Below are 22,085 nucleotides of genomic sequence, written 5' to 3'. Positions count from 1 at the left end.
TGGCCTGGCGGTTCGCCACCCGCTCTAGAGTTGGTGAATGGTGTTCTTCGGTGGACTGCTCGCCCTCATCGGGCTGGCGACCCTGGTGTTTCGCGATGGCGAGGTCGCCGGGGTGCCGGCGGTCGGTGTCGGCGTGGGCTTCCTGCTCGTGGGCGCCGCGGTGGCCGGACTCGGCGTCGTACGACGGAAGCGGCTGCGACGCCGGCGGAGGGAGCGCGGCGAGCCGGAGCCGATCGGAGATGTGTTCGAGCGGGCTCGTGCGTTGCCGCGACTGGTGCGGGCAGCGCGGCGAGGTGACTACCCCGGGTTGCCCAAGAGCCGGATGGCCCTGTGGGGGCTCGCCGTGGTGTACCTGGTGTCGCCGATCGATGTGCTGCCGGAGTTGTTGCCGATCATCGGGGTGGCCGACGACGCGGGTGTGGCGGTCTGGCTACTCACGAGCGTGTCGACGGCGACGGGCCTCTACCTGCGTCATGAGCGGGACCGGGGGACGTTGGGCAGCGGTGGAGCCAGTCGGTGATGTCGTCGGCGGCTTCAGCGGGATGCTCGTAGGCGAAGAGCTGTAAGGGGTCGGTGGGAGGTGCCGGCTCGGAGAGCCGGGTGGCCGCGGCGAGAAGCTGGCGGGCGGCGGCCAGCACGAGCTCGGCCTGGGCGACGACCTCGGCAGGGTCGTGCAAGGTGACCGCTGACCGGGCCAGATCGGCGACCTCGCACGCCTGGTAGGCCATCGCGATCCGGTAGCGGTCGTCCGTCATCGTGCCGCCCTGACGAAGAACAGCGCGGTCATGGCGATCGCGGTGGTCAGGACCAGAGCACGCAGTACGGCGGCCGGCAGCCGGCGGACCAGGTGGGCACCGGCATAGCCACCGACGACGGCGCCGAGCAGGAGCGTGACCAGTTCCCCGGGCTGTCCGGTGACGTCGGCGGCGAAGAGGAAGATGATCCCGGCGGTGAGGTAGACCGCGGCGACCTGGATCACCCGGAGCGGGTTGCCTTTGGCGGGATCGAGCGAGGTTGTCGCGGTCCAGAAGGCCAGCATCATCAGGCCGACGGCGCCGCCGAAGTACCCGCCGTAGATCGACAGCACGAACTGCCCGGCCAGGATCACCGCCGGTCCGGGGGTGCCCAGCCGGACCGCCCGGGTGAGCCGACGGCCGAACGCGAGCACGATCGTCGCGAACGCCAGCAGCCACGGCACCGCGGCCTCGAACGATGCCGACGGCAACCACAGCAGCAGCCCGGCGCCGAGTGCACCGCCGATCACACTGGCCAGTGTGAGGCCGAGCGTCGACGGCCGCTGGAAGGCGTGGATCTCCCTGCGATAGACCCACGCGCTGGTCGCGCTGCCGGGCAGGAGGGCCACGGTCGTGGTCGCGTTCGCGGTGACCGGAGGCATGCCACCGGCGACCAGCGCGGACAGTGCCACGAAGCTCCCGCCACCGCCGACGGCGTTGAGGGCGCCGGCCGCGACACCGGCCAGGAGGATCATCAGCACCCCTCGAGCATCACGGCTCGGCTGTCCCTTCACAATGCGCGATCTCCGTAGCCAGCCTAAGGCTGAGACGTAGGCTGGACCCATGCGCTACGACCTGGACGACCTTCGGCTGTTCACGCACGTTGCGGCAGAGGGCTCGATCACCGGTGGCGCCCGGCTGATGCACCTCAGCCTGCCTTCGGCCAGTGCGCGGATCAGGGCCCTCGAAGCGCAGGCCGACGTACCGCTGCTGATCCGCGAACGCCGCGGTGTCCGGCTCACGCCCGCCGGCGCCACGCTGGCCCGGCATGCCCGCGAGGTCCTCGCCGAGACCACCCGTCTCGACAGCGCCGTCGCGTCGTACGCCGTCAGCCGGACCGCGCCGATCCGGTTGGTCGCCGGCGGGTCCGCGATGCACCAACTCGTCCCGGCCGCCCTGGCCACCTTCCTGCGCGACCATCCCGAGTACGACGTGAACGTCCGCGAACGCCGGACGATCCGGAGCGTGCGCATCCTCGCCGCCGGCGAGGCCGACCTCGGCGTGATCCTTGACGACGAGCCGACCGAGCTGCGGACCGAGCCGCTCGCCGACGACTCGCTGGTCGTGATCGGCCAGGCCGGCGGCGTCCTGTCCGGCCGCACCTCGATCGCGTACGCCGAAGTCGCCGAACACCCCCTGGTCGGCCTCGACCGCGGCTCACCGCTGACCCAGTGGATGGAGGACCGCCTTGGCCCACACGCCCCAGCTCCTCGCTACCGGACCCTCGTGCCGACCCTGCACACCCTGATCACTCTCGCCACCGCTGGCGCCGGCCTCGCCATCGTCCCCCGTCGATCCGTCGATACCAACACCGCCGTAGAGATCTGCCCACTCCAAGACACCTGGTCCACCCGAGCCCATCTCCTTGCCTACTCCTCGACCGCCCCCGAGCCCGCCCACCTCCTGGCCGCCCACCTTCGTGCGGCAGCTAGCGTGCGGGTATGAGTGCGGATGAGGGGATTCCCTTGCAGGCGTTCAGTGCGTTGCTTTACAGCGACAACGTCGCGACTGTGTGCCGGGCGCTGAACATGTACCAGGTGGCCGCGTCGTACACCCGGTTGTCGGGCGGGAATCCGTTGGAGCCGCTGGGGGGTGAGGTGCGGCAGGTTGCGCGGGCCGTGTTGTCGCGGCCGCCGGTGGCTGGTGATGCGGAACTGCGGGCGGCGTTCGATCATCTGAGTGCGCTCAACGTGCTGACCAGTCTTGCTGAGGCTGAGGATGCGGAGTTGATCGCGGGCGTGCTCGAGGGAACCGAGGACGCCGATGTGCGGGCGACGGCTCTCCTCGCCGCGGCCGCCGTACCGGCTGATCCGGGTGCGCGGCTGGTTGGTGTGCTCGATGCGATGGTGCAGGACGAGACGCTCGACGAGCGGGACCGGGCGCGGGCGCATGCTGTGCGCGAAAAGCTGACGGCTCCTTAGCGGCGCTCGGATAGCGTGCAGGTATGCGCGCGCTGACAGTGGAAGAGGCCCGGCGACGGGCGGCGGACCTTGCGGTCCGGTCGTACCAGGTGGACTTCGATCTGACCGGGACAGGGGACACCTTCGTCACGACGAGCCGGATCCGGTTCGCGGCAGTGAGTGACTCGACCTGGGTGGATGTGAAGCCGGAGCGGTTGCTCGCGGTCGAGCTGAACGGCGCCGTGCTGGACGTCGGCCTGCTGGCGGAGGGCAGGTTCCCGCTGACCGGTCTGCAGAGTGAGAACGAGCTCGTGGTGACCGCGGAGCTGAAGTACTCCGTGGACGGCGAGGGGCTGGTGCGATCGGTCGACGCGGCCGACGGACGCGTCTACACCTACGGCATGTCGTCGCTGGAGTCCGCACCGCGCTACTTCCCGTGTTTCGACCAGCCCGATCTCAAGGCGCCGTACACGGTCAAGGTGAAATGCCCCGAGGACTGGGTTGTGCTGGGCAACGGTGCGGCGACCGAGACCGGGCCGGGGGAGTGGGAGCTGGCCGAGACGAAGCCACTGGCGTCGTACTTCGTCACGATCGTGGCCGGCCCGTATCACCTGATCAGGAGTGAGTACGACGGGATCCCGCTCGGACTCGCCTGCCGGCAGTCGCTGCGGGAGCATCTGGACCGGGACGCCGACGACCTCTTCCGCACCACCGGGCAGGCGTTCGACGAGTACCACCGGCTGTTCCGGCGGCGGTACCCGTTCGGCGAGTACTGGCAGGCGTTCGTGCCGGACTTCAACCTCGGCGCGATGGAGAACCCGGGCTGCGTGACGTTCGCGGACCACCTGGTCTTCCGCAGCAAGGTGACCGAGGCCGAGCGCAGTACGCGGGCGCGGATCGCCGTCCACGAGATGGCGCACATGTGGTTCGGCGACCTGGTCACCATGAAGTGGTGGAACGACATGTGGCTGAACGAGTCGTTCGCCGAGTACATGGCGCACCGGGTGTCCGAGGACGCCACCGACTACCAGGGCAACTGGACCGACTTCGGCTTCGTCCGCAAGTGGTGGGGGATGCAGACGGACCAGAGCAGTTCGACCCACCCGGTCGCGCCGGACAGCCTGAAGGACGCGCGGCAGTCGCTCGACGACTTCGACGGGATCTCGTACGCCAAGGGCGCCGCGGTGCTCAAGCAGCTCGCCAAGTACCTCGGCGACGACGTGTTCCTGAAGGGGGTCAACGCCCACCTGGAGGCACACGAGTACGGCAACGCCGACCTGCACGAGTTCATCGCCAAACTGACCGAGGCCGGCGCCCGCGACCTGGACGACTGGTCCGGGCAGTGGCTGCGAACCTCGGGCCTGGACACGATCACGGCGGAGCGCACCGACACCGGTGTCGTCCTGCACCGCACCAGCCCGGACGAATCCAGCCGGCCGCACAAGCTCAGCGTCCGCGGGTACGACGACAGCGGCGCAGGCAGCGCGGTCGAGGTCACGCTCCAGGACAGCTCCGTGAAAGTTGCTCTGAGCAATGACCTGGCGGTGATCGTGCCGGACGCCGATGACGACACCTGGGCGAAGATCCGGCTCGACCCGACCACCATGGCGAACCTACCCGCCGTACTGCCGAAGATGGCCGACGGAACCACCCGCGCGGTGATCTGGAACTCGGTTCGCGATGCGACCGCGCATGCCGAGCTGGATCCGCGGCAGGCGCTGGACCTCTTCGTCACCGCGATCCAGTACGAGGACAGCGATGTCGCCGTCGGATCGCTGGTCCGCTGGCTGCAGGAGCGGGTGCTCGGCGGCTACCTTCCGTACGACGAGTCTCGCGGTGCCGTCGCGGATGCCCTGGGCAACAAACTGGCGACAGCCGAGCCGGGCAGCAGCCTGCAGTTGGCGACCGTGCGCGGATTCATCGCGACCACCGACGATGCCGAGCTGCTGCAGGCCTGGCTGGATGGCTCGCGGGTGCCGGACGGTCTCGCAGTCGACGCCGAGCTGCGCTGGGCCCTGGTACTGCGGCTCGTCCGGCTGAACGTGTTCGGCGCGGCCGAGATCGACCGCGAGCTGGCCCTGGACACCTCGACCGAGGGCGTCAACCACGCCGCCCGCTGCCGGGCGGCGCTGCCGGACGGCAAGGAGGCCGCCTGGACCCGGATCATGACGGATCCGACCGTCGGCGTGCAGGAGTTGCTGGCCGCGGCCGACGGGTTCTGGCATCCCGGTCAGTCGGCGATCACCGCGCCGTACGTGGACCGGTTCTTCACCGACATCCACCACACGGCCGAGATCCGGTCCGGCATGGTGGTGCCGCTCACCGTGCAGCGGATCGTGCCGGAGTTCGTGGTCGATCCGGAGCTGCTGGCCCGGGCCGAGGCGCTGGTCGCGGACGAGACCGTCGCACCGGGCATCCGGCGGCAGACCGCCAACTTCGCGGACAACCTGCGGAAGGCGGTGGCGGTACGCCGTACCTTCGGCTAGCTGATCGAGCAGTGTCGCCGGGCGCTAGCGGAGCGTCAGTCGCTCCGCCACGGCCTTCCGGGCCTGGTGGATCCGGGCCTTGACCGTGCCCAGCGGGACGTCCAGCCTGTCGGCGATCTCGGCGTACGTCATGGCGCCGAGGTCTCGTAGGACAAGCGGTTGAACCAGTTGGGGATGGCTGGATTCCAGGTTCTCGAGGGCTTCGAGCAGGTCCAGCCGGGAGCCGGCGATCACCGAGGTCGTGCGCGGGTCGACGGCTTCCGGCAGCACCTCGGCGGACTGCTCCATCGAGCGCCGCTTGAGCGAGCGGTACGTCTGCCGGGCCTGGTTGGTGGCCACGACCGTCACCCAGCCCGCGAAGCTGCCGGTGCCCTTGAAGGTGTGGATCTTGTTCGCCACCTGGAGCAAGGTGTCCTGGACCGCCTCCTCGGCGTCCTCGCGGTACGGCAAAAACTTGGCCACCCGTCGCTGCACCTGCGGCCGGATCGCCTGCAGCAGTTCCGGCACCACCGATCGATCCCCCGCCGCGGCGCGTGCCGCGAGTCGCTCCAACTCCTCGTTCATGCTCCCCCAGAGTGGTGTTCGCCTGACGGCCCGACTGTGATCGACAATAGCCCGGATGGATGTCATCGGGCGGTACCGGCTGCAGGACAAGATCGGCGCGGGCGCGTTCGCGACCGTCTGGCGTGGATACGACGACGACCTCGACGTGGACGTCGCCGTCAAGGTCCTCGCCGACAACTGGGCGACGCGGGCCGACGTCCGGGAGCGGTTCCTGTCCGAGGCGCGGCTGATGCGCCGGATCGCCAGCGACCGGGTGGTCCGGGTGTTCGACCTCGGCAAGCTGCCGGACGGGCGCCCGTACTTCGTGATGGACTACGTCGGCGGCGGGACGCTGGCCGAGGTGCTGCGATTCGGGCCGCTGGACCCGGCTGAGGCGTTGTGGTGGGGTGCCGACCTGGCCCGTGCGGTCGCGGCCCTTCATGCCGAGGGCGTCGTACACCGCGATGTCACGCCGGCCAACCTGCTGCTGCGGCCGAACCAGGGCGACGAGTCGGGCGGTGGGACCCACCGGATCGTGCTGGCCGACCTCGGGTTGGCGAAACGGGCCGCCGAGGCGTCCGGACTCACCCAGGCCGTCGGTACGCCGGCGTACATGGCGCCCGAGCAGGGCCGTGGCGACGGTGGGTTCGACGAGCGGGCGGACATCTACGCGGTCGGTGCGGTGACGTATGCGCTGCTCACCGGGCATCCGCCGTACTCGGTCAGCTCGATCACCGACGTGCTCAACCGCGACCCCGACCTGCCGCCGCCCAGCCTGCGGCCGGCACTGCACGACGCGGTCGGTCAGCTCGACGACATCCTGGCTCGTGCGCTGGCCTACAACGTCGCCGACCGCTGGGAGCGAGCCGACAGCCTCGCCGAACGGTTGGAGGCGGAGGCCTACCGCTTGGAGCAGGAGGCGCCCCTACGTGCGATGCAGCGAACCCAGATCAGCGACGACGACGAACTGCCCACGACAGTCGCCACGGACGCCCCAGTACGCCGCACCCGCAAGGCCCGGGCGCTGTTCCTGCTAGCCCTGCCAGTCGTCTTCGTCCTCGCCGGTGTAGGCGGCTGGTACCTGTTCGGCCAGTGAGACGAAGGACTCTCCCCACGCGGTCTGCTGCATAGAGTAGTCATATGGCTACTCACCGCAGTGTTCTGCCTCTCGGGGTTGCCGTTCTTCCGCTGCTTTCAACTCCACGCCCACCCTGCACCTCGATCGCGGCGTCCTCGTCATCAAGGTCGCCGGCCCGAGCCCCGGGGGGCCAACTACCAACTCCCGTCGCTGTCCGTCCGGCTCAAGTCCGGCCGTCGCGGCGTCGTCGTCGAGACCAGACTCAAAGGCACCAGCTACGACGATCCGGGGCTGACCCTCCAGGCCAAAATCAAGTGGAAGCTCGTCACCATCACCTCGCCGGTCTCCTGCTTCCCCGACCCCAACCCCGCCCTCACCCGAACCGTCGTCCGCTGACCTCGCCCGCCGGAACTTCTGCATGCCAACGCCTGCGCCTCCGACGTCGACGGCTGCTGACGTCACGCTGAACAGGTCGGCGGGCAGGTCCCGCCACCCCCGCGCCGCACTCCATCGAGTCGTCAATCCCGGTCCACAACACGCCGACTCCCCAACCAAATTCGACGACTCGACGCCCCCTCACCGCCCGCGGCCTTAAACAACGGTTAGGGGCCGTGAACAGGTTGTTTCGGCTCTTCTGCTGGCTGTATGGGTGGTCTTTCGTTCAAGGTGGGTGGTGTCAACGGCAGCCGAATGTTGATCAGCTGGCGGCAACGGAAAATTGATCGATGGTGGACTGGGGAGGGTTTTGCGCCGGATCGGGTGCAAAACTCTCCCCGGTCGGCAGGATCGGACCCGCTGGTCTGGTGACTCTAGTACGTCACCGTGATCCGTCCAGCGACCGGATCCACGCGCCCCGTCCCGCCGTACGGCAGAATCTGCTGGGGATCGGTGTGCCCGATGTCCACCCCAGTGATCAACAGAGCCGACGGGTTGTACTCGGCCAGCGCACGACGGGCCGCCGCGTACTGACCCTCGACGTACGACGCCGACTGCTCGGACGTCAGCTGCTTGTCGAGGGCCCAGGACTTCGGCCGTCCCCACAGCACGGCGTCGAAGCGCTCGAGCAGACCGCGTTCGCCGAAGTTGCGCAGCATCCGGTAGACCTCGGTGTCGCTCGGCATCTCCTCGCTGGTCTCCAGGAAGAGGATGCCGTCGTACTCCGAGACCGGCCGCATCCAGCGTCCGACCGCGAGCTGCCAGTCGAGGATCTCCAGGCAGCCGCCCCACAACCTCCCGCTGACCGGTTGGGAATCGCCGTGCCAGCTCCAGCCCGTCCCGGGGAAGAGCGGCGGCTCGGTCTTCAGGTGGGAAGGATCGGCCCAGTCGCGGTCGTGGTCGGTCCACCCCGCGGCCGGGGTCAGGTCGAAGTCACCCGGGGTGAACAGCGCGGCCCGCAGCGAGCGTTCGGTGTCGGGGTGCATCGCGCCGCCGCGGCCGAACTGCACCATCACGCTGCCGCCGTGGTACGCCGGCAACCCCAGGAAATACAGGAAGTTGAGCAGGTTCGTGTTGTCGCTGAAGCCGAAGAACGGCTTCGGGTTCGCCCGGAACACCTCGGGATCGAGGTGTTTCAGCACGGTGAGCTGGTCGTCGCCGCCGATCGTCGCGATCACCGCGCGGATCGACGGATCCGACCAGGCCGCGTGCAGGTCGGCGGCCCGATCGGCCGGCGTCGTCCCGAGCTTGCGGGTGGTCGGATACTCGACCGGCTCGAGGCCGAACGAGCGCAGCCGCTCCAGCCCGAGCCCGTACGGCGCCGGGAAGATCTCCGGCAACCCACCCGACGGTGAGACGACCGCGACCTTGTCACCAGGTTGAACCATGCGCAGACTGTACGACGCCGAACGCCCACGGGTGAGCGATTTAGACGCCGATCGGGTGCCAGACCGTCTTGAGCTCCAGGTACTGCGTCAGGCGCGAGAGCCCGGGCGACTCCGACCAGTCCTCGGCGGCGGGACGGCGTACCCGCTTGAGGTTCTCCGCCGCGGCGGCCTCCAGGTCGCGAGCCTCGTCGGCGTCCTCGATCCCGCACAGGTCGATCGCGTTGACATCCAGGTGGGACGCCAGCCACGGGCCGATCTCGGAGGCGGAACCGGTCAGGATGTTGACCACCCCACCCGGCAGGTCGGAGGTCGCCATCACCTCGCCCAGTGTGACGGCCGGCAGCGGACGTTCGTACGACGAGACCGCGACGACCGTGTTGCCGGAGACGATCGCGGGCGCGATCACGCTGGTCAGCCCGAGCAGGCTGGACTCCTGCGGCGCCAGCACCGCGATCACACCAGTTGCCTCGGGCAACGAGAAGTCGAAGTACGGGCCGGCCACCGGGTTGCTCGAGCCGACCACCTGGGCCAGCTTGTCGGCCCAGCCGGCGTACCAGACCCACCGGTCGATCGAGGCGTCCACGAGGGCGCGCGCCTTCGCCGTCGACAGCCCTTCGGAGGCCGCCACCTCGGCGGTGAACTGCTGGTGCCGCCCCTCCAGCACCTCGGCGATCCGGTAGAGGATCTGGCCGCGGTTGTACGCCGTCCGGCCGGACCAGCCGCCGAACGCCTTCCGGGCCGCGACCACCGCGTCCCGGGCGTCCTTGCGGGAGGCCTGTGACGCGTTCGCCAGGAACTTGCCCTTGGCATCGTTCACGACGTACGACCGGCCCGACTCGCTGCGCGGGAAGGCGCCGCCGATGTACAGCTTGTAGGTCTTGCGCACCTCGAGCCTCGGGCTCTGCTTGGGGGTCGAGTCCTTAGTGGGCAAGGTAGGCCTCCAGACCGTGGCGACCGCCCTCGCGGCCATAACCCGACTCCTTGTAGCCGCCGAACGGCGAGGTCGGGTCGAAGCGGTTGAACGTGTTCGCCCAGACCACACCGGCGCGCAGCTGGTTCGCCATCCAGAGGATCCGGGAACCCTTCTCGGTCCAGATCCCGGCGGACAGCCCGAACGGGGTGTTGTTCGCCTTCTCCACCGCCTCGGCCGGGGTACGGAAGGTGAGCACCGACAGCACCGGCCCGAAGATCTCCTCGCGAGCGATCCGGTGCGCCTGCGAGACGCCGGTGAAGACGGTCGGCGGGAACCAGTAGCCCTCGGCCGGCAGCTCGCACTCCGGCGACCAGCGCTCGGCGCCCTCGTCCTCGCCGATCTGGGACAGCTCGCGGATCTTGGCCAACTGGGCCGACGAGTTGATCGCGCCGATGTCGGTGTTCTTGTCCAGCGGGTCACCGACGCGCAGGCTGCCCATCCGGCGCTTCAGTCGCGCGAGCACCTCGTCGTACACGCTCTCCTGGACCAGCAGCCGCGAACCCGCGCAGCAGACATGACCCTGGTTGAAGAAGATGCCGTTGACGATGCCCTCGATGGTCTGGTCGATCGGCGCGTCCTCGAAGACGATGTTCGCCGCCTTGCCGCCGAGCTCGAGGGTCACCTTCTTGTCCGAGCCGGCCACCGCCTTGGCGATCGACCGGCCGACCTCCGTCGAACCGGTGAACGCGACCTTGTCCACGTCCGGGTGCTCGACCAGCGCCTGACCGGTCCGGCCGGCGCCGGTGACGATGTTCACCACACCGGGCGGAAGATCCGCCTGCTGGCAGATCTCCGCGAACGCGAGCGCGGTCAGCGGCGTTGTCTCGGCCGGCTTGAGTACGACGGTGTTCCCGGCCGCCAGCGCGGGTGCGATCTTCCAGGCCAGCATCAGCATCGGGAAGTTCCACGGGATCACCTGACCCGCGACACCCACCGGCCGCGGATCCGGGCCGGCACCGGCGTACTCGAGCTTGTCCGCCCAGCCGGCGTAGTAGAAGAAGTGCGCTGCCACCAGCGGGATGTCGACATCACGCGACTCGCGGATCGGCTTGCCGTTGTCGAGCGACTCCAGCACCGCCAGCTCGCGGGAGCGTTCCTGGATCAGGCGCGCGATCCGGAACAGGTACTTCGCCCGGTCCCGGCCGGCCATCGGTCCCCAGACCTTCTCGAACGCCTTCCGGGCCGCCTTGACCGCCTTGTCGACATCCACCGGACCGGCCTCGCTGACCTCCGCGAGCACCTCCTCCGACGACGGGCTGACGGTCTTGAACGGCTTCCCGTCGGTCGCCTCGATGAACGCGCCGTTGACGAACAGCCCGTACGACGACTTGATGTCGACGATGGCCCGGGACTCCGGGGCCGGTGCGTACTCGAATCTGCTCATGCCTCAGTCCAGCGTGAAGTAGTCGGGTCCGGGGTAGTGCCCGGTGGCCAGCTTGGTGCGTTGCATCAGCAGGTCGTTCAGCAGACTGGAGGCGCCGAAGCGGAACAGCTCCGGGTCCAGCCAGTCGGGCCCGGCCGTCTCGTTGACGGTGACCAGGTACTTGATCGCGTCCTTCGCGGTCCGGATCCCGCCGGCCGGTTTGACGCCGATGTGCAGGCCGGTGGCCTCGTGGTAGTCGCGGACCGCCTCGAGCATCACCAGCGTGACCGGCAGCGTGGCCGCGGGGGACACCTTGCCGGTTGACGTCTTGATGAAGTCCGCACCGGCCAGCATCGCCAGCCAGGACGCCCGCCGGACGTTGTCGTAGGTGACCAGCTCCCCGGTCTCCAGGATCACCTTCAGGTGCGCGTCACCGGCCGCCTCGCGGATCGCGGCGATCTCGTCGAAGACCAGACCGTACCGGCCGGACAGGAACGCGCCGCGGTCGATCACCATGTCGACCTCGTCGGCGCCCGCGGCCACCGCGTCCTTGGTGTCCTGGATCTTGATCGCCAGGCTGGAACGCCCACTGGGGAAGGCGGTTGCGACACTCGCCACGTTGATCCCCGAGCCGCGCAGCTCGTACTTGGCCGTGGCCACCAGGTCCGGGTACACACAGACGGCCGCGACCTGCGGAGCGCTCGGGTCGGCAGGGTCGGGCCGTTGCGCCTTCGCGCACAGGGCCCGCACCTTGCCGGGGGTGTCCTGCCCTTCCAGCGTGGTCAGGTCGATCATCCGGATCGCCAGGTCGAGTGCGTACGCCTTGGCGGTGGTTTTGATCGACCGCGTGCCCAAGGTGGCGGCTCTGGCCTCGGCGCCGACCTGGTCGACGCCCGGCAGGCCGAGCAGGAACCGGCGCAGCCGGTCCTCGGACGAGGTCACGTCGGCCAACGAGTCGACGCCGCTGTCGAGTGTGGTCACCTCCGCAGTCTAAGCCGTGTCCCGGTGGCCAGGTTACGATCCGTACTTCACTGTGGGGCCGGTGACCGGTCGCCGGTTACTTTGTGCGGGTGAAATCGAAGCACCCGGAGAGCGAGCAGTACCTGTCCACCTCGAACCGGATCACCGGCGCGGTCGTGCTGGTGATCGGTGCGCTCGGGCTGCTCGACATCGTGCTGGAGTGGCGGACGGCGAGCGGCCTGCTGGTCGCGGCGCTGATCGGGCTCCTGATGGTGCTCGCGTACGTCGGCCTGGTCCGGCCGTCGGTCACCCTCAGCCCCGATCACATCCTGCTGCGTAACCACCTGCGCGACCACGCCATCCCGTGGAGCAAGGTCACCGGCGTGGACGTCACCGACATCCTCCGCGTGCACACGGCCGACAACCGGTTCCGCGCCCCCGGCGTCCAGCTCGTCATCCGTGATCTCAGGAAACAGCGGGTCGGCGGCCGCAAGCTCTCCGACGACAGCTCGATCTCCCGGGCCGACTTCGTGGTCGACCGGATCGAGACCCACATGGAGCACTACAGCTCCACGTCCGACGGTGAGATCGTCACCGCCTGGGCCCGTCCCGAGCTGGCGGTCGCGGGTTCCCTGGCGGCTGTCGCCGTCCTGGCCGCACTGCTCCGCTGACCGGCGCGGCCGTCATGTCACCGCTCTCCCGGCGCACCGTGATCCGCACGGGGGTGGCCGCCACGGTCGCCGGAGCCGCTGGCGTGGCCGGCCTGGAGACCGGTGTCATCCCCGGTCGCGCCCGGGTGCACGACGCTCTCGGGCTGACCGGTCCGGACGGCGTCGTACCCGATGTGCCGGCCGGGCCGGTCGAGTCCGGCTCCTTCGAGTCGTTCGGACGTCGTACGACGGTCGGCTACAGCGTGATCTATCCCGACGGCTACGGGCCGTCCGCCGAGATCCCCGTCGTACTCGTGCTGCACGGACGAGGCGGCGACCACACCTCCGCCGTCAACGACCTCGGCATCGACCGCTACCTGACCGCCGCTGTCCAATCCGGTACGCCGCCTTTCGCGCTGGCGACCGTGGACGGCGGGCGAGACACCTATTGGCATCGCCGGGCCAGCGGTGAGGACCCCGGGTTCATGCTGGACCAGGAATTCCTGCCCCTGCTGGCGGAACGCGGCCTGGACACCTCGCAGTACGGCCTGCTCGGCTGGTCGATGGGCGGGTACGGCGCCCTGCTGTGGGTCGCGTTGCATTACTGGCAGCGGCGCGTCCGGCCGGCCACCCAAGCGGTCGCGGTGGGCGCCCTCAGTCCGGCGCTGTGGCGCCGCTACGAAGACGCCACACCCGGTGCGTTCGACGATCGCAAGGACTTCGAGACCAGCCAGGTGTTCGGCCGCAGGAGCGGTTTCCGGGATGTTGCCGTGCGCATCGATTGTGGGCGGGACGACCCCTTCGCCGACGCGGCCGACGCGTTGCGGACCGAACTCGGCGCGGTGGGCGGGGTGCAGCTGGGCGCGCACACGCCCGGCTACTGGCGGCGCATGCTCCCTGACCAGCTGCGGTTCCTGGGTACGAAAGTCACCGGCTGAGCGGAACTCCGTTGTGATTCGCGGCGTCAGAGCCCGTGTTCAGCCTGGGATGGACCCCTGTTCACTCCAAGATGAGCACGACAGGTCCCTAACTCGAGAGTGGAGAACATGCCCAACCTCTCCCGTAACACCCTGCGTGGTCTGGCCGGCGTCGCTGCCTTCGCCGCCCTCGCGGCCTTGACACTTCCGAACGCGCAGGCAGCCCCGGTCGCGGCCGCGGGCCACCCGGTCCTCCCGCAGCCGGGCGAGACCCCGGACCAGGCGGTCAGCACGCCGCCGGCGGGCGAAGGCCTGACGACGATGGCTTCCTCGCCGACGAACGTCGTCCGCTACAACCGGCTTTACAACACCCCGGCGATCACGCCGTCGAAGTGCGCGGAGGTCAACGTCTCGCTGCGCACGGTCGCGGGCGTCCAGTCCTACTCCAGCAAGCTCTGGACCTGCATGTACGCGGCTTGGGCGGTCCCGCTGAAGTACGCCGGTGCGGCGTACAAGGTGAAGCCGAAGCTGGTCGTCCACACCGGCACCAAGATCAACACCGGCTGCGGGATCGCCTACAACACCACCGGCTACTACTGCAGCGCGAGCAACGGTGTCATCTACATCCCGGCTGCCTACATCATGCAGAGGTGGGGCCAGAACCCGACCTACGCGCGGGCGTGGCTGACCCAGATGATGGCGCACGAGTACGGCCACCACGTGCAGTTCCTGACCGGCATCCTGAACGCGTCGTGGACGCGTCAGCGGGCCTTCTCCACCAACGCCGCGCGGCTCGAGGAGAGCCGTCGCCGTGAGCTGCAGGCCTCCTGCCTGGGCGCGGCCTACATCGGCGCGAACAAGCGGTACTACCCCATGAGCGGCGGCCTCCTGACGCAGTTCAACTACCTGATCAGCCACATGGGTGACCAGCCGGGTGGCGTCCGTGACCACGGCTCGCCGAAGAACCACGCGTTCTGGTCGACGGCCGGCTTCAACGCGAAGCACACCTACACCGTCGCGGGCAACTGCAACACCTGGAACGCGAGCTCGACGTACGTCGCCTGACCTGTTCAGCGGTCTAACGTAACTCAGCCGCCCGGTGCGCGTTGGCGTACCGGGCGGCTGTTGCGTTTTGCCGACACGTACACGATCTGCGATTGTGTGGTTACTTGTTCGGGTGCCGCACGCCGTACAGTTCTCCAGCGAGCAGTCTCACGGCAGGAGTAGGACAGTGAACTACGACGAGTTCAACACCGAGTACGCCAAGGTGCTGGACAAGATCAAGAGCGGCAGGTGCAGCTGGTCGGAGCTGTCCGGTCACGTGACCCGGCTCCGCCAGGCGACCGCCGGGATCACCGCACCGGTGGAGCGGACCCAGGTCGACCACGACCTGGCGGCGCTGAGCCAGATGGTCGACATGTCGCGGCGGACGAACGACAAGGAAGACGTCTGGACGGTGACGTCCGAGGCGATCCGCCGGGCCAGCAGCCAGGAGGGCACGGTCGCCGACCGGATTGCTCGGATCGACGCCAGCATCACCGAGATCACCAACCTGGCGAACCGGAACCCGGACGAGCGCGACGCGCTGATGCAGTCGACCAGCACGCTGCGCATCCTGCACTCGTCGCTGCAGAGCTCGCTCCGCGCCGAGGAAGCCGAAGCCGCGGCTGCCGCCCGCTGATCTCAGCCCGGGCGCTACCCGCCAGGTGCTCCCGGACGTAGTACGTCAGCCGCCGACCCGGAGGTCGCGCGGCTGACGTCTTGCGCTTTTCGGAACCCTTTTCAGAGCCCCAGGGCCGTGGACAGCGACTGCTTGATAGCGCTCAGGTCGGTGGCGGCCTGGGCTCGGGCGGCCGCCACGTCGGTGGTCACCGGGATGACGACCTCCAGGTAGCACTTGAGCTTGGGCTCGGTGCCGGACGGACGCACCACCACCCGGGCACCCTCAGACAGTATGTAGCGAAGGCCGTCGGTCGGCGGCAGCGTCTCGGAGCCTTCGCTCAGGTCATCCACCCGCTCGACCGTGTGACTGCCCAAGGACGTCGGGGGAGTGGCCCGCAGCCGCTCCATGGTGGTCCTGATCAGCGACAGGTCCTCCACCCGGACGGACAGCTGGTCGGTCGCGTGCAGCCCGTGCTTCACCGCCAGGTCGTCGAGCAGATCCAGCAGCGTGCGGCCCTCCGACTTGGCCCGGGCAGCCAGCTGCAGCACCCGGACGAGCGTCGAGACGCCGTCCTTGTCCTTCACCGCCACCGGGTCGACGCAGTACCCGAGCGCCTCCTCGTAGCCGTACACCAGCCCCGGCACCCGGCCGATCCACTTGAAGCCGGTGAGCGTCTCGACGTACTCGACGCCGTACGACGCCGCGATCTTGCCGAGCAGCGACGATGACACGATCGAGCACGCGGCCACGCCGGACGGCCGCGACGAGAGCAGGAACTCCCCGAGCAGGCCGCCCAGCTCGTCCCCACGCAGCATCCGCCAGCCGTCCTGTGCCGGATTCTGGGCCGGATTTTGGGCCGCCGGATCCGGTACGGCGACCGCGCACCGGTCAGCGTCCGGATCGTTGGCCACCGCGAGGTCCGCGCCCACCGACCGGGCCAGCTCCAGCGCCGCGTCGATCGCACCCGGCTCCTCGGGGTTCGGGAACGACACGGTCGGGAAGTCCGGATCCGGCTCCGCCTGCGACGCCACGACCGCCGGAGCGGCGAAACCGGCCCGAGCGACCGCGTCCTCGACCAGCGACCGCCCGACCCCGTGCAGCGGTGTGTAGGCGACGCTCAGCTCTCGCGGCGCGTCCGCCGGAACCAGCTCCGCGATCCGGTCCAGGTAGGCGCTCAGCAGCTCGTCACCGGTCGTCTGCCAGTCGTCCCCGCGAGGGACCGAGTCCAGCGGCCCGACGGCGGCGATGGCCGCGGCGATCTCCGCGTCCGCGGGCGGCACGATCTGCGACCCGTCACCCAGATAGACCTTGTACCCGTTGTCCTGGGGCGGGTTGTGCGACGCCGTCACGACCACGCCGGCCACGGCCTTCAGGTGCCTGATCCCGAAGGCGACCACCGGCGTCGGAGCAGGCCGATCCAGCAGTACGGCGTCCAGGCCGGCACCACGCACCACGGCGGCCGTGTCCCGCGCGAACACGTCGGACTTGTGCCGGGCGTCGTACCCGATCAGGACCGGGCCGCCGGTGAGGCCCTTCGCCTTCAGGTACGCGCACAGGCCGGCGGCGGCGCGGATGACCACGACCCGGTTCATCCGGTTCGGCCCGGCGCCGACGGCTCCGCGAAGTCCCGCCGTACCGAACTCGAGAGTGCCCGCGAACCGGTCGGCCAGCTCCTCGGCGGCCCCCACGTCCAGAAGTTGCTGGAGCTCAACGCGCGTGTCGGGGTCGGGATCCTCGCTCAACCAAGCTTCGGCGGCGGCCCTGAGGTCATCATTGACGGTCACCCCCGCAAGATAGCTAATGTCCCGACGACTGGCAGGGGCGCGCGCGGAGGTCGGCAACGTAGTCGTCCGGGGCGCCGGCGGCTTCGGCGGCCTCGGCGAGGATGCCCAGGTAGCGGGCCGACGGGAGACCGCCCTCGTAGGCGTTCAGGACGTACATCCAGGCCAGCTGCTCACCGTCCAGGGTCTGCACTCGGACCTGGATCTTGCGGTAGACGCCCTGGTCGATCCACTCCCACTCGTCCAGCCGCTCGACGTCCTTGGGGTGGATGTCGTACAGCGCGACGAAGACCTGGTTCGTCGGGTCGGCCGGGTCCTCCACCACGGTGGCCATGGCCCCCTCCCAACCCAGTTCCTCACCGCCGAAGGTGAGGCGCCAGCCGACGATCCACCCGGTGCCGCGCAGGGGGGAGTACGGGCACCGCTCGGCCATCAGGTTCGGGTCCAGATTCGACGCAAACGCGGCGTACAGGGTCACGACGACACAGGATACGGAAGAATGACCTCCCGTGGCGCGAGTTGTGATCATCGGTGGCGGTCCGGGCGGGTACGAAGCGGCCAGTGCGGCCGCCCAACTGGGCGGGGAGGTGACGGTCGTCGATTCCGACGGAATCGGCGGTTCAGCCGTGCTCACCGACTGCGTCCCCAGCAAAACGCTGATAGCGACGGCGGAGGTGATGACCGAGGTCGAGGAGGCCGGTCAGCTCGGTGTCCGGCTCGAGGACGGTGACGACGATCCGGCGAACTCCGTGCGTGTCGACCTCTCCGTCGTCAACCAACGGGTCAAGCGGCTGGCCACCGCACAGTCCGAGGGCATCACCCGCCGGCTGGACCGGGACAAGGTGAGGATCATTCAGGGCCGCGGCCGGCTGGACGGGCCGGAGACCGTCGTGGTCGGCGACGAGCGGCTCGACGCGGACGTCGTACTGATCGCCACCGGGGCGCGGCCGCGGATCCTGCCGGGCTCGGAGCCGGACGGCGAGCGGATCCTGACCTGGGAGCAGGTCTACGAGCTGGAGGAGCTGCCGGAGCGGCTGATCGTGGTCGGGTCCGGTGTCACGGGTGCCGAGTTCGCCAGCGCGTACGACGCTCTCGGCAGCGACGTCGTCCTGGTGTCGTCGCGGGACCGGGTGCTCCCCGGTGAGGACGCCGACGCGGCCGCCGTACTGGAGGACGTGTTCAAGCGGCGCGGGCTGACCGTGCTGGGCAAGTCCCGGGCCGAGTCGGTGAAGCGACAGGGCGACGGGGTCGTGGTGACCCTGACCGACGGCCGGACGGTGGAGGGTTCGCACGCGCTGCTCGCGGTCGGATCGCTGCCGAACACCGATGACATGGGCCTTGTCGAGTCGGGCGTGTCGCTCGGCGACGGCGGCTTCGTCACGGTCGACCGGGTCAGCCGGACCACGGCCCGCGGGGTCTACGCGGCCGGCGACTGCACCGGCGTACTCATGCTGGCTTCCGTCGCGGCCATGCAGGGCCGGATCGCGATGGCGCACGCGCTCGGCGACGCGGTTGCGCCGCTGGACCAGTCGACTGTGTCCGCCAACGTGTTCACCGCGCCGGAGATCGCCACCGTCGGCGTCTCCCAGGCGGTCGTCGACGCCGGCGGCAGTACGGCGATCGTCGTCAAGGTCCCGCTGGCCGACAATGCCCGAGCCAAGATGCAAGGTGTCCGGGACGGTTTCGTGAAGCTCTTCTGCCTGCCGAACACCGGCATCATCGTCGGCGGCGTCGTCGTCGCCCCCCGCGCCAGCGAGCTCATCCACCCGATCTCCCTGGCTGTCGGAGCCCGCCTGACCGTCGACCAGGTCGCCCAGTCGTTCACGGTCTACCCCTCGGTCTCCGGCTCCGTCGCCGAGGCCGCCCGCCGCCTCCACCTCCGCCACTGAACCGGCGATCCCCGGCCACCAGCGCGGCGGCCGGGGATCGGGTGTTCATTCGCCGTACAGCGGCGGGGTGGCGTCGATGGTGTGGAGGTAGTAGACGGGATCGTTGTAGACACCCGGGACCTTGCCGAGGCCCTTGATGACGGTGGACGTGCCGTTGGCGTGGCCGACGGCGTACAGGTAGGCGGAGCCGGTGTCCTTGTCGATCGCGGTGAGCAGGGTGCTCTGCGTGCCGCACTTCTCCGCGACCAGGTGCTCGAAGGTCTGCCAGGTGGACGTGCGGACCTTCTTGACGACCGGCTTGAGGGCGGCGTCTCGCGGGACGCGGATCGTGTAGAGCGCACCGCCGCGGGTGTTGGCCAGGAAGGTGTCGTAGGCCTTGGTCTCGCTGATCAGCGCCATCGTCTTGACGGCCGAGAAGCCGGTGTAGCGGGTGACGGTCGCGCCGCCGTGGGGGTCACTGAGGTCGTACTGCCATCGGTAGAGCACCCCGTCGTTCCGCAGCCGGTACGTCGCGTTCGGGATGCCCGCGTACTCGTACGACACCCTCTCGGTGACGATGTAGCTGCCGTAACCGGTGCCTGAGCGGCTCATGCCAGTGACCGGGCCTCCGTCGTCGCCCACGCCGTACCAGGCGTCGTACAGCGTGGTGTTGAGCAGAACTTCGCCGCTGGTCATGTGTCCGGCGGGCACCTCGGGCCTCCAGGTCCAGGTCGAGCTCATCTTCGTGATGCCCGGGGTGAACATGTGGACGCCGGTCGACTGCTTGGCCGTGACCGGCGATCCGGCGGTGATGCGCGCCGAGCCGATGTCACCGCCGCTGGTGACGGAGCCGACGGCCATGGTGCAGGCCGCGGTCGACGATGCGACTGCCGCCGTACTCGCGGGCACGGTCGCCAAGGTGCCCAGCAGCAGAGCCGACGCCGCGACCGCGGACGCTCGCTTCACATTCATATCTCAGGTCCTTCCGGAGGGGGTATCTCGATCACCTCGATACGGTCGCGGCCGAAAAAGTTGCAGGTTTCCGGGTAGCCGCAACTTTCCCGGCGGCGTCGGTATCAAGCCCTTCGAGAGAGGGGAGATCAGATGAGCTGGAAACGAGTCTCTGTCGTGATCGCTGCCGCCTTGCTGGCCGGCGCGACCGCGATCCCGGCGACCGCGGTCCCGCCGAAGCCGGGGCCGGAGCTGAAGGAAGGGCCGCGGAAGACCGCGGCAACGGCCGCCACTCCGTGCGGCATGTATGTCGGGGCGGTCGATGCGGCCGGTAACAAAGGTGGTGCGGACGTCATCGCCACCCGCCCACCGACGGCCGAGGTATTCGATCCGATCAAGCTTTTCCAGGTCAAGGAGAGCACGACCTGGTACTACTCCGCGCTGACGGCCGAGTCCTGGTGGTACGGGACAGTGATCAGCGGCACCGGTCTGTACTCCGCCGAAATGCGCTGGGACGGAGTGGAGCCGGACCCGGCGATCACTTCGCGCCGGATCGGTGGCGGCTGGGACAGGTTCCGGCAGATCGAGGAGTCCGACGCGTCGTTCGTGAGCAAGCCGCACAGCTACCTCTACGGCCTGCGCGACGACGGTGTGCTGTTCCGCTGGGACCGTAACGGCTTCAAGTCGCTCGGTTCGTACCCGGGCTTCTCCGCGGTCAAGACGATGGCGGTCATCAGCGAAACGAGCACGTACGACACGCTGCTGGCCACCACCCGCGGCGGCGCCCTCTACACCATCCGAATCCCGCTGACGTCGCCGATGAAGCCGATCGTCAAGCAGGTCCGGACGTCGACCTGGCAGGGCTTCGAGTCGATCGTCGCGTACAAGTGCGGCAAGCAGGGCACTCTGCTGACCGGCATCGACCACGACACCGACTCCGCCTACCTGTATGCCGTCGGACACGCCAACGGCACGTCCACGGTGATCCAGGGCCTCGGCAAGATCCCGGTGCCCTTCCCCGGCGTCACCCACCACGCCATGACCGGCGAAGCCGAAGACCTCTTCGGCGAGTAGCCGGTTACACTCGCGCGGCTGCCGAATACTCGGTGGCCGCGCGAGCGGTTGGTGGTGATGGGCAACTTTCTCGGGTGGGGCGGTATCGAGGTGATCGAGAACCTCTCCGGAAGGACTTCACAGATGAAACTGAACCGAGTCTCCGCGGTGGCGGCGTCCGCTGTGCTGCTGGGGACCATGGCAACTGTTCCCGCGGGCACGGCGGCGGCGAGACCGACCGCACCGTGCCGGCAGACGGTTGGATCGATCACCAGCGGCGGCGCCCTCGGCTACACGGGCGTGACGGCGTCGGCGCCACCGACCGCCGAGCAATCGCCCGGCCGGCAACTGTTCACCGCCGGTGCCGCGAAGGTGAGTTCGACCTGGAGCTGGGATCCGGTCCCGGCCGGGGATGTCACCACCGCCTACGTCGTCCTCGGGTCGTCGCTGTACCAGGCGGTGTACGGCCACACCGAAGCGGGCGAACCGACCAGCGACCTGACCAGGATCGGCGGTGGTTGGGGCAACTTCACCGCGGTCGAGCAATCCTTCTGGGGCGCGTACCCCACCACCCGGTCCGCCCGGTACGGGCTGCGGGCCGACGGCATGCTGTTCCGGTGGACGAACGGGTTCCGCACCGTGGCGTCGTACCCGGGATTCTCCGCGGTGAAGACGATGGCGCTGATCAGCGAGACCAAGACGTACGACACCTTCCTGGCCACGACTCGCGGCGGGGCGCTGTACACGATCCGGATCCCGGCCACGACCCCGATGAAGCCGATCGTGAAGCAGGTCCGGTCGTCCACCTGGCAGGGGTTCGAGCACCTGATCGCGGAGAGGTGCGGCACGCAGAGCACCCTGCTGACCGCGATCGACAAGGACACCGGCTCGGCCTACCTGTATGCCGTCGGCCACGCGAACGGCACCGCCACCGTCATCAAGGGCCTCGGCAAACTTCCGGGCAGCTACCAGGACCCGGTGTACTCCCTGCACACCGCCGACGGGGCCTCGCCGCTCTTCGGCGAGTAACCCGCAACAGCGGAGCCCCGGCAACCGTGACGG

22 protein-coding genes are annotated in these 22,085 nt (G+C 69.2%); 13 read left to right on the top strand and 9 right to left on the bottom strand.

The features are described 5' to 3' along the window. Positions 1-37: 37 nt before the first annotated feature. Positions 38-520, top strand: coding sequence for a YkvA family protein (locus AB0F43_RS36215; RefSeq protein WP_360487745.1), 483 nt, complete (start codon positions 38-40; stop codon positions 518-520). Positions 521-751: 231 nt separating this feature from the next. Here the strand turns inward: AB0F43_RS36215 and AB0F43_RS36210 are convergent, their stop codons facing one another. After that, positions 752-1,489, bottom strand: a complete 738-nt coding sequence (locus AB0F43_RS36210) for a sulfite exporter TauE/SafE family protein (protein ID WP_360488030.1) — start codon at positions 1,487-1,489, stop codon at positions 752-754. Between the two features lie 88 nt (positions 1,490-1,577). On the opposite strand from AB0F43_RS36210, the gene AB0F43_RS36205 reads away from it, so the two are divergent. The 3 genes from AB0F43_RS36205 to pepN are packed head-to-tail and all read left to right on the top strand — an operon-like array spanning position 1,578 to position 5,400. Next, a complete protein-coding gene (locus AB0F43_RS36205; RefSeq protein ID WP_360487742.1) occupies positions 1,578-2,459 on the top strand; it encodes a LysR family transcriptional regulator in 882 nt (293 codons plus the stop codon). After that, entirely contained in the window at positions 2,456-2,935 is a 480-nt protein-coding gene (locus tag AB0F43_RS36200; RefSeq protein WP_360487739.1) for a hypothetical protein, read from the top strand. Before AB0F43_RS36205 ends, AB0F43_RS36200 begins: the two co-directional genes overlap by 4 nt. Before the next feature lie 23 nt (positions 2,936-2,958). Then, a complete protein-coding gene (gene pepN / locus AB0F43_RS36195; RefSeq protein ID WP_360487737.1) occupies positions 2,959-5,400 on the top strand; it encodes an aminopeptidase N in 2,442 nt (813 codons plus the stop codon). 24 nt (positions 5,401-5,424) lie between these two features. Here the strand turns inward: pepN and AB0F43_RS36190 are convergent, their stop codons facing one another. Beyond that, entirely contained in the window at positions 5,425-5,964 is a 540-nt protein-coding gene (locus AB0F43_RS36190) for an RNA polymerase sigma factor (RefSeq protein ID WP_360487734.1), read from the bottom strand. A 55-nt stretch (positions 5,965-6,019) separates the two neighbouring features. Between AB0F43_RS36190 and AB0F43_RS36185 the strand changes: the two genes are divergently transcribed. Beyond that, a complete protein-coding gene (locus AB0F43_RS36185; protein ID WP_360487731.1) occupies positions 6,020-7,039 on the top strand; it encodes a serine/threonine-protein kinase in 1,020 nt (339 codons plus the stop codon). 60 nt (positions 7,040-7,099) lie between these two features. Beyond that, positions 7,100-7,417 carry a hypothetical protein gene (locus tag AB0F43_RS36180; protein ID WP_360487728.1) on the top strand — a complete coding sequence of 106 codons (318 nt, stop codon included), beginning with the start codon at positions 7,100-7,102 and terminating at the stop codon, positions 7,415-7,417. A 413-nt stretch (positions 7,418-7,830) separates the two neighbouring features. On the opposite strand, the gene AB0F43_RS36175 is transcribed toward AB0F43_RS36180, so the two are convergent. The 4 genes from AB0F43_RS36175 to deoC are packed head-to-tail and all read right to left on the bottom strand — an operon-like array spanning position 7,831 to position 12,161. Beyond that, positions 7,831-8,844, bottom strand: coding sequence for a S66 peptidase family protein (locus tag AB0F43_RS36175; protein ID WP_360487725.1), 1,014 nt, complete (start codon positions 8,842-8,844; stop codon positions 7,831-7,833). Positions 8,845-8,884: 40 nt separating this feature from the next. Continuing rightward, positions 8,885-9,775: an aldehyde dehydrogenase family protein gene (locus AB0F43_RS36170; RefSeq protein ID WP_360487722.1), complete on the bottom strand. Its 891-nt coding sequence runs from the start codon at positions 9,773-9,775 to the stop codon at positions 8,885-8,887. Then, a complete protein-coding gene (locus tag AB0F43_RS36165) occupies positions 9,765-11,201 on the bottom strand; it encodes an aldehyde dehydrogenase family protein (RefSeq protein WP_360487720.1) in 1,437 nt (478 codons plus the stop codon). The genes AB0F43_RS36170 and AB0F43_RS36165 overlap by 11 nt, the downstream gene beginning before the upstream one ends. Before the next feature lie 3 nt (positions 11,202-11,204). Further along, positions 11,205-12,161 (bottom strand): deoxyribose-phosphate aldolase, encoded by a 957-nt coding sequence (gene deoC, locus AB0F43_RS36160; protein ID WP_360487717.1) that lies wholly within the window; start codon positions 12,159-12,161, stop codon positions 11,205-11,207. 89 nt (positions 12,162-12,250) lie between these two features. On the opposite strand from deoC, the gene AB0F43_RS36155 reads away from it, so the two are divergent. The 4 genes from AB0F43_RS36155 (at position 12,251) to AB0F43_RS36140 (ending at position 15,388) form a co-directional block, all read left to right on the top strand. Next, the gene (locus AB0F43_RS36155; RefSeq protein WP_360487714.1) at positions 12,251-12,811 is read left to right on the top strand and encodes a PH domain-containing protein; all 561 of its coding nucleotides are present in this window, start codon (positions 12,251-12,253) and stop codon (positions 12,809-12,811) included. A 14-nt stretch (positions 12,812-12,825) separates the two neighbouring features. Further along, positions 12,826-13,728: an alpha/beta hydrolase-fold protein gene (locus tag AB0F43_RS36150; RefSeq protein ID WP_360487711.1), complete on the top strand. Its 903-nt coding sequence runs from the start codon at positions 12,826-12,828 to the stop codon at positions 13,726-13,728. A gap of 108 nt (positions 13,729-13,836) precedes the next feature. Next, positions 13,837-14,772: a neutral zinc metallopeptidase gene (locus AB0F43_RS36145; RefSeq protein WP_360487708.1), complete on the top strand. Its 936-nt coding sequence runs from the start codon at positions 13,837-13,839 to the stop codon at positions 14,770-14,772. 166 nt (positions 14,773-14,938) lie between these two features. Then, positions 14,939-15,388 carry a hypothetical protein gene (locus tag AB0F43_RS36140; protein WP_360487705.1) on the top strand — a complete coding sequence of 150 codons (450 nt, stop codon included), beginning with the start codon at positions 14,939-14,941 and terminating at the stop codon, positions 15,386-15,388. Positions 15,389-15,489: 101 nt separating this feature from the next. Here the strand turns inward: AB0F43_RS36140 and AB0F43_RS36135 are convergent, their stop codons facing one another. Then, positions 15,490-17,154, bottom strand: coding sequence for a phospho-sugar mutase (locus AB0F43_RS36135; protein WP_360487703.1), 1,665 nt, complete (start codon positions 17,152-17,154; stop codon positions 15,490-15,492). A 13-nt stretch (positions 17,155-17,167) separates the two neighbouring features. Beyond that, positions 17,168-17,629 (bottom strand): gamma-glutamylcyclotransferase, encoded by a 462-nt coding sequence (locus AB0F43_RS36130; protein WP_360487700.1) that lies wholly within the window; start codon positions 17,627-17,629, stop codon positions 17,168-17,170. A 31-nt stretch (positions 17,630-17,660) separates the two neighbouring features. Here AB0F43_RS36130 and AB0F43_RS36125 point away from each other — a divergent pair, with 31 nt between their 5' ends. Next, a complete protein-coding gene (locus tag AB0F43_RS36125; RefSeq protein WP_360487697.1) occupies positions 17,661-19,040 on the top strand; it encodes an NAD(P)H-quinone dehydrogenase in 1,380 nt (459 codons plus the stop codon). A 45-nt stretch (positions 19,041-19,085) separates the two neighbouring features. On the opposite strand, the gene AB0F43_RS36120 is transcribed toward AB0F43_RS36125, so the two are convergent. Next, positions 19,086-19,991, bottom strand: coding sequence for a hypothetical protein (locus tag AB0F43_RS36120; protein ID WP_360487694.1), 906 nt, complete (start codon positions 19,989-19,991; stop codon positions 19,086-19,088). 132 nt (positions 19,992-20,123) lie between these two features. Here AB0F43_RS36120 and AB0F43_RS36115 point away from each other — a divergent pair, with 132 nt between their 5' ends. Then, complete coding sequence (locus AB0F43_RS36115; RefSeq protein ID WP_360487691.1) at positions 20,124-21,044, top strand: hypothetical protein; 921 nt, start codon at positions 20,124-20,126, stop codon at positions 21,042-21,044. Between the two features lie 123 nt (positions 21,045-21,167). Further along, a complete protein-coding gene (locus AB0F43_RS36110) occupies positions 21,168-22,052 on the top strand; it encodes a hypothetical protein (protein WP_360487688.1) in 885 nt (294 codons plus the stop codon). Positions 22,053-22,085: the final 33 nt, after the last annotated feature.

It is taken from the genome of Kribbella sp. NPDC023972, from assembly GCF_040639075.1.
GTDB lineage: Bacteria > Actinomycetota > Actinomycetes > Propionibacteriales > Kribbellaceae > Kribbella.
Note: the sequence above shows the minus strand (reverse complement) of the source record. Positions and strands in the feature narration are given on the sequence as shown.

What these genes read in the sequence shown, in the direction of transcription:
- AB0F43_RS36150 (WP_360487711.1), top strand. Translation starts at nt 12,826, where the DNA reads ATGTCACCGCTCTCCCGGCGCACCGTGATCCGCACGGGGGTGGCCGCC.
- AB0F43_RS36110 (WP_360487688.1), top strand. Translation starts at nt 21,168, where the DNA reads ATGAAACTGAACCGAGTCTCCGCGGTGGCGGCGTCCGCTGTGCTGCTG.
- AB0F43_RS36120 (WP_360487694.1), bottom strand. Translation starts at nt 19,991, where the DNA reads ATGAATGTGAAGCGAGCGTCCGCGGTCGCGGCGTCGGCTCTGCTGCTG.
- AB0F43_RS36185 (WP_360487731.1), top strand. Translation starts at nt 6,020, where the DNA reads ATGGATGTCATCGGGCGGTACCGGCTGCAGGACAAGATCGGCGCGGGC.
- AB0F43_RS36190 (WP_360487734.1), bottom strand. Translation starts at nt 5,964, where the DNA reads ATGAACGAGGAGTTGGAGCGACTCGCGGCACGCGCCGCGGCGGGGGAT.
- AB0F43_RS36215 (WP_360487745.1), top strand. Translation starts at nt 38, where the DNA reads ATGGTGTTCTTCGGTGGACTGCTCGCCCTCATCGGGCTGGCGACCCTG.
- AB0F43_RS36115 (WP_360487691.1), top strand. Translation starts at nt 20,124, where the DNA reads ATGAGCTGGAAACGAGTCTCTGTCGTGATCGCTGCCGCCTTGCTGGCC.
- AB0F43_RS36175 (WP_360487725.1), bottom strand. Translation starts at nt 8,844, where the DNA reads ATGGTTCAACCTGGTGACAAGGTCGCGGTCGTCTCACCGTCGGGTGGG.
- AB0F43_RS36205 (WP_360487742.1), top strand. Translation starts at nt 1,578, where the DNA reads ATGCGCTACGACCTGGACGACCTTCGGCTGTTCACGCACGTTGCGGCA.
- AB0F43_RS36145 (WP_360487708.1), top strand. Translation starts at nt 13,837, where the DNA reads ATGCCCAACCTCTCCCGTAACACCCTGCGTGGTCTGGCCGGCGTCGCT.
- pepN (WP_360487737.1), top strand. Translation starts at nt 2,959, where the DNA reads ATGCGCGCGCTGACAGTGGAAGAGGCCCGGCGACGGGCGGCGGACCTT.
- AB0F43_RS36165 (WP_360487720.1), bottom strand. Translation starts at nt 11,201, where the DNA reads ATGAGCAGATTCGAGTACGCACCGGCCCCGGAGTCCCGGGCCATCGTC.
- AB0F43_RS36210 (WP_360488030.1), bottom strand. Translation starts at nt 1,489, where the DNA reads ATGATCCTCCTGGCCGGTGTCGCGGCCGGCGCCCTCAACGCCGTCGGC.
- AB0F43_RS36200 (WP_360487739.1), top strand. Translation starts at nt 2,456, where the DNA reads ATGAGTGCGGATGAGGGGATTCCCTTGCAGGCGTTCAGTGCGTTGCTT.